Annotated in this window: 6 protein-coding genes and 1 pseudogene; 1 reads left to right on the forward strand and 6 read right to left on the reverse strand. The window is 69.2% G+C overall.

Annotated features, from left to right (window positions below; translation table 11 throughout):
* The 4 genes from J7E68_RS02075 to J7E68_RS02090 form a co-directional block, all read right to left on the reverse strand.
* On the reverse strand, positions 1 to 2,245 hold a 2,245-nt coding region (locus J7E68_RS02075), incomplete at its 3' end, for a beta-glucosidase (protein ID WP_396652479.1).
* Between the two features lie 46 nt (positions 2,246 to 2,291).
* Positions 2,292 to 3,182 carry a carbohydrate ABC transporter permease gene (locus tag J7E68_RS02080; protein WP_215169420.1) on the reverse strand — a complete coding sequence of 297 codons (891 nt, stop codon included), beginning with the start codon at positions 3,180 to 3,182 and terminating at the stop codon, positions 2,292 to 2,294.
* The gene (locus J7E68_RS02085; RefSeq protein ID WP_251048536.1) at positions 3,179 to 4,204 is read right to left on the reverse strand and encodes a carbohydrate ABC transporter permease; all 1,026 of its coding nucleotides are present in this window, start codon (positions 4,202 to 4,204) and stop codon (positions 3,179 to 3,181) included. The genes J7E68_RS02080 and J7E68_RS02085 overlap by 4 nt, the downstream gene beginning before the upstream one ends.
* Entirely contained in the window at positions 4,185 to 5,480 is a 1,296-nt protein-coding gene (locus J7E68_RS02090; protein WP_215169422.1) for an ABC transporter substrate-binding protein, read from the reverse strand. Before J7E68_RS02090 ends, J7E68_RS02085 begins: the two co-directional genes overlap by 20 nt.
* A gap of 163 nt (positions 5,481 to 5,643) precedes the next feature.
* On the opposite strand from J7E68_RS02090, the gene J7E68_RS02095 reads away from it, so the two are divergent.
* A complete protein-coding gene (locus J7E68_RS02095) occupies positions 5,644 to 6,645 on the forward strand; it encodes a LacI family DNA-binding transcriptional regulator (RefSeq protein WP_215169424.1) in 1,002 nt (333 codons plus the stop codon).
* Here J7E68_RS02095 and J7E68_RS02100 read toward each other — a convergent pair.
* The gene (locus tag J7E68_RS02100; protein ID WP_215169426.1) at positions 6,590 to 7,504 is read right to left on the reverse strand and encodes a PaaX family transcriptional regulator C-terminal domain-containing protein; all 915 of its coding nucleotides are present in this window, start codon (positions 7,502 to 7,504) and stop codon (positions 6,590 to 6,592) included. The two genes, J7E68_RS02095 and J7E68_RS02100, sit on opposite strands and share 56 nt — an antisense overlap.
* Positions 7,494 to 7,933 (reverse strand): annotated as a pseudogene (locus J7E68_RS02105) (kynureninase); the annotation flags it as partial. The pseudogene J7E68_RS02105 and the gene J7E68_RS02100, both read right to left, overlap by 11 nt.

Raw genomic sequence — 7,933 nt, forward strand, 5'->3', positions numbered from 1 at the left:
CGACCCGCTTGACGCCGTCGAGCCCGGGGAAGGCCAGCCGGTCGACGGGCACGTCGAACTCGACGGTCTCCTCGGAACCGGGAGCGAGCGCGACCCGTCGGAAGTCCACGAGCTGGGCGACCGGGCGGGTCACGCTCGCGACCTCGTCGTGGGCGTAGAGCTGCACGACGTCCGTCGCCGCGACGTCTCCGGTGTTGCGCACCCGCACCGTCGCCCGGAAGGTCTCGCCGTGACCGACTGCGGCGGGGGCGGTGAGGTCGGCGCGCGCGAAGGTCGTGTAGCTGAGCCCGAAGCCGAAGGGCCGCACGGGCGTCGAGTCGGCGCTCGTGACATCGGTGAGCCCGCCGAGCACGGGATGCAGGTACGAGTACGGCTGCGCTCCCGCCGAGCGCGGCAGCGACACCGGCAGTCGGCCGGACGGAGTGACGCGACCGCTCAGCATCCGCGCGAGTGCGGGGCCGCCCTCCTCGCCGGGGAAGAAGGTCTGCAGCACCGCCACCGGCAGGCGGCCCGACGACGCGGTCGGGGAGCCGGCGGCGTCCGCGGCATCCGCCGAGTTCACCGCGCCGAGCCCGGTCATCGTCCCGGCTGCGGTCGCCCGTGCCGGCAGCGCCCAGTCGAGTACGTACGGGCGCCCGGTCATCGCGATCAGGATCACCGGAGTGCCTGTCGCGACGACCGCCTCGACGAGCTCGCGTTGCAGACCGGGCAGCTCGAGATCCTCGACGTCGTTGCCCTCGCCGACCGTGCCGCGGCCGAAGAGGCCGGCGCGGTCGCCGACGACGACGATCGCGAGGTCGGCATCGGTCGCGGCGTCCACGGCCGCCGGGATGCCCGAGCGGTCGTCGCCCTCGACGTCGCATCCGATCGCCGAGGTGATCTCGGCATGCCGGAACTCGTCGCGCACCGCCTCGACGACCGTCGGCAGGGCGATGCCTGCGGGGGTGCCGGGGTGGTGCGCGAGCACGTGGTTGACGAACGAGTAGCAGCCCATCAGCGCCTCGGCGCTGTCGGCGTTCGGACCGATCAGCGCGATCCTCGCGGTGGTCGAGGGTGCGAGGGGCAGGGTGCCGTCGTTGCTCAGCAGCACGATCGACTCCTCGGCGAGGCGTCGCGCGAGAGCACGATGCTCGGCCGGATCGAGATCGATCGCCGTCGGGGGAGTGTCGAAGTCGGCATCCAGCAGACCGAGCTCCTCTTTCTGCGCGAGCACCCGGCCGACGGCCCTGTCGAGGATCTCGAGCGGGAGTCGCCCGTCGCGCACCTGCCCGGCGAGCGTGACGTACGCGTCGGGGGACGGCAGCTCGACATCGATCCCCGCGGTCAGCGCGAGTCTGGCGGCATCGGCGGAATCAGCGGCCACTCGGTGCATGCTGCGCAGGAAGTCGACCGCGAAATAGTCCGACACGACCACGCCGTCGAATCCCCAGCGATCGCGCAGGATGCCGGTCAGGTAGCGCGCGTCCGCGGTCACCGGCACGCCGTCGATGTCGACGTAGGAGTTCATGACGCTGCGCGCACCGCCCTCGTGGATCGCCATCTCGAACGGCGGGAGCAGCACGTCCTCGATCTCGCGCAGCCCGGCGCTCACGGGCGCGTGATTGCGGCCGGCCCTCGAGGCGGAGTATCCGATGAAGTGCTTGAGTGTCGCATGCACGCCTTCGGACTGCAGGCCTCGGACGTAGGCGGTGCCGACCCTGCCGACGACCAGAGGGTCTTCGGCGATGCACTCGTCGACCCGGCCCCACCGCGGGTCGCGGATCACGTCGAGCACCGGAGCGAGGCCCTGGTGGATCCCCAGCGACCGCATCGACGAGCCGACCGCGCGGCCGACCTCCTCGACGAGATCGGGGTCGAACGCGGCGCCCCAGGCGAGCGGGGTGGGGAAGGTCGCGGCCTTCCAGCCGGCGAGACCGGTGAGGCACTCCTCGTGCACGATCGCCGGGATGCCCAGCCGCGTCTGGTCCTTGAGGCGGCGCTGCTCGGCCCACAACCACTCGGCGCGCTCCACCGGGTCGACCGGACGGGTCCCGTACACGCGGGTGAGGTGGCCGATCCCGTGCTCGGATGCGTCCTCGTAGCGCGTCGAGCTCTGCTTCTCGCCTGACATCGGAGCGACGACCTCGTCGCCCTGATCGACCCAGAATCCGACGAGCTGCGCCTGCTTCTCCTCGAGCGTCATCCGGGCGAGGAGCGCCTCGACGCGGGAGGACTGACCGGCTGAGCCGGGGGACTGCGACATCATGTTCTCTTTCTCGATCTCGTCTTTCGTGGTCGACTGCACGACCGGATCAGCCCTTGACAGCACCGGTCAGCCCTCCCACGATCCGCCGCTCGAACAGGCTGAAGAAGATCAGCGCCGGGATCATCGACAGCGAGGTGAAGGCGAGCACTTTCGCCGTGTCGACGGAGTACTGCGAGGCGAACGACTGCACGCCGAGCGGCAGCGTGAACGCCGAGGCGTCGTTGAGGATGAAAAGCGGCAGCAGGTAGCCGTTCCAGCTGCCGATGAAGGCCAGGATGCCGGTCGTGATCACTCCCGGCAGAGAGAGGGGCAGCACCATCCTCCAGAAGAACCCGATGCGACTGCATCCGTCGATGAACGCGGCCTCTTCGATCTCGTCGGGGATCGCCCGGAGGAACGGCACGAGGATGATGATGGTCGTCGGCAGGGCGAAGGCGATCTGCGGCAGGATGACCCCGCCGAGCGAGTTCATCAGGCCGAGGCTGCGCACGACGATGTACAGCGGCGTGATCGCAACGGTCAGCGGGAACATCAGGCCGGCGGCGAAGAAGGCGTAGAGCACGCCGCGGCCCGCGAACCGGTACCGCGCGAGAACGTATGCCGCCATCAGCGCGAGGGCGACGGTGCCGACGGTGGTCGCGAGGGCGACGATCGTCGAGTTGCCCACGAGTCGCCAGAACACGTCACCGGTGAGGACGTCGAGATAGTTCGACACCACCCACGGTGCCGGGAACCCCGACGGATCGGTCGTGATCTGCGCGTTCGTGCGGAATCCGCCGGTGATGATGTACGCGATGGGGGCGAGCATCAGCCCGACGGCTATCAGTGCGACGAAGTACACGGTCGGATGCGCCCACGGCAGTCGGGGCTTGGCGTGGTGTCCCGCGCGGCCCCGACGTGCGGGGCGCTGGGTGACGAGCACCGAGGTGGCGGTCATCGGACATACTCCTTCTGTGTGGTGGCGTCTGCGTCCGCGACGGCGTCTGCGCCGGCATCCTGCGGGACGGCGTCCTGCGCTGCACGCGATCGGGAGCCGCGCCTGCGGCCGGAGGCGCCCGTGAGCGCGCCGTCGGTGTCCTTGCGCAGCACCGCACGCTGATAGATCAGGGCGACCACGAGCGAGATGAGGAAGAGGACGACCGCGACCGCGTTGCCGTAGCCGTAGTTACCGGCGTTGCGCCCCTCCGAGACCATGTACGTCGCCATGGTCGAGGTGCCTGCGGTGGACGCGATGTACTGCCCCCAGATGATGTAGACGAGGTCGAACAGCTGCAGCGAGCCGATGATCGACAGGAACGCCCAGATGCGCAGGGTCGGTGCGAGCAGGGGCAGGGTGATGCGCCACTGGATCTGCCAGTAGGAGGCGCCGTCGATCGCCGCCGCCTCGTGCAGCTCCTCGGGGATGCCCTGGAGTCCGGCCAGGAACAGGATGACCGCGAAGCCGATGTACTTCCACGTGATGATGGCCATCAGCGTCCAGATCGCGATGCCGGGGTCCGACAGCCAGTCGGTGGCGAGGAACCCGAGGCCCATGTTCGTCAGCATCGCGTTGATCGCGCCGTTGGTCTGCAGCATCAGGCTCCACCCGGTGCCCACGACGACCTCGGAGATCACGTACGGCACGAAGATCAGCACGCGGATGAGCGACTGGCCGCGCATCTTGCGGTTGAGCAGGAGCGCGAGCACGATCGCGATCGGACCCTGGAGCACGAGGGAGAACACCAGGATGAAGCCGTTGTGCGCGAGCGCATCGTGGAACAGCGGATCCTGGAGGATCGTGAGGTAGTTCTTCAGGCCGACGAAGTCGGTGGGCGGGCCGTAGCCCTGCCAGCTGAAGAACCCATAGTACGCCGCCATCAGGACCGGGAAGATCACGAAGGCGAGGAAGACGAGCAGGGCGGGCCCGGCCAGAAGGATCACTTCCAGCCGGGCACGCGTGTCACGCTTTCGCTGCGGCATCCTGCACAGCCTTGACGAGGTCTTCTGCGCTGCTGTTGCCGGCGAGCAGGTCGACCACGGCGACGTTCAGCGCATTGCCCACGTTCTGGCCGTAGACCGTGTCGAGCCACTGCGTCGCGTACGGAGCCGCGTTGTAGGCCTCGAGGATGGTCTGCAGGTAGGGCTCGGTGACGGCCTCCTGGGCGACCGTGTTGACGGGCGGCGCGTTGAACGCCTTGTAGTACGCCGTCTGCACGTCGGAGGTGCCGATGTAGTTCAGGAAGTCGACGCAGGCGTCGGGTGCATCGACCGAGCACGAGTAGCCGTCGACGCCGCCCATCATCGAGCCGGGTTCGCCGTCTCCGCCGTCGACCTCGGGGAACGGGAACCAGTTGAGGTCTGCCAGCGGCTTCTGGTCAGGGGTGAGCGAGCCGATGACTCCGGGGTTCCATGCGCCCATGAGCTCCATCGCGGCCTGGTGGTTGGCGATGAGGCCGGCTGAGCTGCCTGCGCCCTGCTGTGCGGGGGTCGTGAGGAAGCCCGAGTTGAAGGGCTCGGTGTCGGCGAACGTCTGCAGATCCTCGCCGGCGCGCACCCAGCACTCGTCGCTGAAGTCCATCTCGTCCGCCGCGGCGGCGAGCGTGTCCGAGCTGCACTCACGCAGAGCCAGCCAGTAGTACCAGTGCGCGGCAGGCCACGCGTCCTTGGCGCCGAGTGCGATCGGATCGATGCCTTCCGCCTTCAGTGCTTCGGTGGCATCCTCGAGCTCGTCGAGCGTGGTCGGGTTCTCGGTGATCCCGGCCTGATCGAACAGGTCCTGGCTGTAGAAGAGGCCGCCGGGGAGCACGGCCACGGGCATGGCGTAGATCTGGCCGTCGAGGCTGTTCGCCGAGTAGGACGCATCAGGGATCTCGTCGGCGGCCGGGCCCGAGATCGCATCGGTGAGGTCCTTCAGCTGGCCGGCCTTGACCATCGCGGCCATCTTCCCGCCGCCGCGCTGCAGGAAGATGTCGGGGGCGTCTCCCGAGTTGAGGGCGGTCTGCAGCTTGCCGTCGAGGTCTTCGTTCTGGATCGACTGGATCTCGATCGTGACGCCGGGATTGTCCTTCTCGAAATCGGCCACGGTCTGTTCCCAGAACTCCACTCCGGGTCCTGTCGCCGAGTTGTGCCACAGGGTCATGCTGGTGTCGCCGCCGTCGCCGGAGCCGGACGAGTCCGCGGTGCAGCCCGAGAGCGCAAGCGCGCCGACAGCCAGCACCGAGACTGCGGAGGCGAGGGGGAGCCTTCTGCTGTTCATGTGATCGTTCTCCTCATCGAGTTGCGCGCCGCGTCACTGCGGGGCGCCTGCGGACGCTCAGGTGAGACCGCAGTGGCATGAGTCTCCAGCCGACGCGGGTGGTCGTCAAACGTTTTCGAAAACAGTTTCCATCGCATTCCTCGGGCGGCTACGCTGGCGTCTCATGGGGGCACGCACGACGATCCACGATGTCGCGAAAGCGGCAGGAGTCTCGGTGTCGACGGTGTCGAAGGCCGTCAACGGCCGATACGGGATCGCGGATGCCACGGTGCAGCGCGTCCTCGACGCGGTGAAGACCCTCGGCTACGAGTCGAGCCTCGTCGCGAGCAGCATGCGTGCTCGTCGCACCGGCGTGATCGGCGTGCTGCTGGCGGACTTCGAGCCGTTCAGCGCCGAGATCCTCAAGGGCGTCGGCTCGGCCGTGCACGACACGGCGTTCGACCTTCTCGCCTACAGCGGGTCGCACCTCGGCGCGGGCGACGGCTGGGAGCGGCGGTCGCTGAGCCGGCTCTCGGGCACGCTGATCGATGCGGCCATCATGGTGACGCCGACCGTCGTCAGCGCGGGAACCGAGATCCCGGTCGTCGCGATCGACCCCCACACCGGGCGCGCCGACCTGCCCACCGTCGAGTCCGACAGCTTCGGGGGAGCACTCGTCGCGACCAGGCATCTGATCGAACTCGGCCACCGACGCATCGGCTTCCTCGCGGGGCGTCCGGATCTGCGGTCGGCGGGTCTGCGTGACGCCGGATATCGGCGTGCGCTCTCAGACGCCGGCATCCCGACCGATCCGTCGCTGATCGGTGCCGGTCGCTACGAGCTCGACGCGACGAGGGAGTCGGCGCGGATCATGCTGAGTGCTCCCACACGCCCGACGGCGATCTTCGCGGCCAACGATCTGTCGGCCATCGCCGTGATCGACGTCGCCCACGAGCTCGGCCTGCGGGTGCCCGACGACCTGTCGGTGATCGGGTTCGACGACGTGCCCGAGGCCACCCGCCGGGCGCTGCCGCTCACCACGATCCAGCAGCCGATGCGCAGGCTCGGCGCCGTGGCGGCCGACATGGTGTTCACCCTGCTCGCAGGCGGCGAGATCGACGAGATGAACGTCATCCTGCCGACGCGGCTCGTGGTGCGGGCGACGACTGCGGCGCCGCCGCGGTGACCTCGCGCACGTGGTGCCACGCGGCATCCCTCAGCATCGACGACCGACGCGCGAACTCGGCGAAGCTGTGCCCGCCGGGCCAGTCGGCGGGCAGCATCGACGGGGGAAGCCCCGGATCGACGTAGGGCAGCACCCGCCAGCTGTCGATCAGCCGCACGTACGCCGCGAACGGTGTGGCGGGGAGGGTCTCGAGTGAGGCCTGGAACGAGAGGTGCTCGGCGCGCAGCGCCTCGAGGTCCCACCAGGTCGCGGCGGCGTCGGGCAGCGGGATCGCCGTCGACGGCGTGCTCGCCTGGAACAGGGTGACCCAGGCGCGCGCGTCGAGTTCGGCGACGATCTGCTCGACCTCGCCCTGCAGGTGTCCGGGGCAGATCCACAGCGCGGATGACACGACACCCGCCCCGATCCAATGCAGGCGTCGGCGCAGCTGGTGGCGACTGGCGCGGGCGCTCTCGGGGATCGAGAACGAGATGAGGCACCAGCTGTCGGCATCGGTCATCGCGCGCATCTCGAAGATGCGGCGGTCTCCTCGCTCGAGCATGGTGGTCGCATCGGGGTTGAGCCGGTAGCCGACCGCGTGCCTGCGCTCGGCGAGCAGCAGCCCCTTCTGCTTCAGCCGGGCGATGCCGGTGCGCGCCGGAGCCGCGGCGATTCCGAGGTCGCCGGCGAGTGACACGAGCACGGCGGCCGAGATCCATCCGTCGAGAGGGCGCAGGTAGAGGCCGACGAGGGTGCGCAGCAGCGATGCCGTGCTGCCGGGGCGCGCGTCGATGTCGTCGAGCACGGGACTCTCGATGCCCTGGCCGGTGACCTTCGCGGTGACCTGCTCGGCGACCTCTGCGGTGATGTCAGCGACCATGCGACTCGAGCGCATCGCGCACCGCGAACACGCCCGTGAGCGTCTCCACATGCGAGGTGCTGAGCGGCGAGAGTCCCAGGCGGATGCCGTCGGGGAACCGGAAGTCGGGGATGATCCCGTCGGCCCAGAGCCGCTGGGTCACCGCTCGGAAGTCGGGGTGGCCGATCGTCACGTGTCCGCCGCGCAGCTCGGCGTCGCGCGTGCTCAGCAGCCGCACGCCGAGAGGCGCGAGGACCTCGTCGAACGCCCGCACGGCGAGATCGGTGAGCGACAGCGACTTCTCACGCACGGCATCGATCGTCGCCTGCTCGATCAGATCGAGCATCCCCTGCATCGCGAGCATCGACGTGATCGGCGGAGTGCCGCTGAGGAGCTGCCGGATGTCGCCGGCGGGGACGTACTCCGGGCCCATCGCGAAGATGTCCGCCG

This window comes from Microbacterium sp. ISL-103 (genome assembly GCF_018613995.1).
Lineage (GTDB): Bacteria > Actinomycetota > Actinomycetes > Actinomycetales > Microbacteriaceae > Microbacterium.

What these genes read in the sequence shown, in the direction of transcription:
- J7E68_RS02080 (WP_215169420.1), bottom strand. Translation starts at nt 3,182, where the DNA reads ATGACCGCCACCTCGGTGCTCGTCACCCAGCGCCCCGCACGTCGGGGC.
- J7E68_RS02100 (WP_215169426.1), bottom strand. Translation starts at nt 7,504, where the DNA reads ATGGTCGCTGACATCACCGCAGAGGTCGCCGAGCAGGTCACCGCGAAG.
- J7E68_RS02095 (WP_215169424.1), top strand. Translation starts at nt 5,644, where the DNA reads ATGGGGGCACGCACGACGATCCACGATGTCGCGAAAGCGGCAGGAGTC.
- J7E68_RS02090 (WP_215169422.1), bottom strand. Translation starts at nt 5,480, where the DNA reads ATGAACAGCAGAAGGCTCCCCCTCGCCTCCGCAGTCTCGGTGCTGGCT.
- J7E68_RS02085 (WP_251048536.1), bottom strand. Translation starts at nt 4,204, where the DNA reads ATGCCGCAGCGAAAGCGTGACACGCGTGCCCGGCTGGAAGTGATCCTT.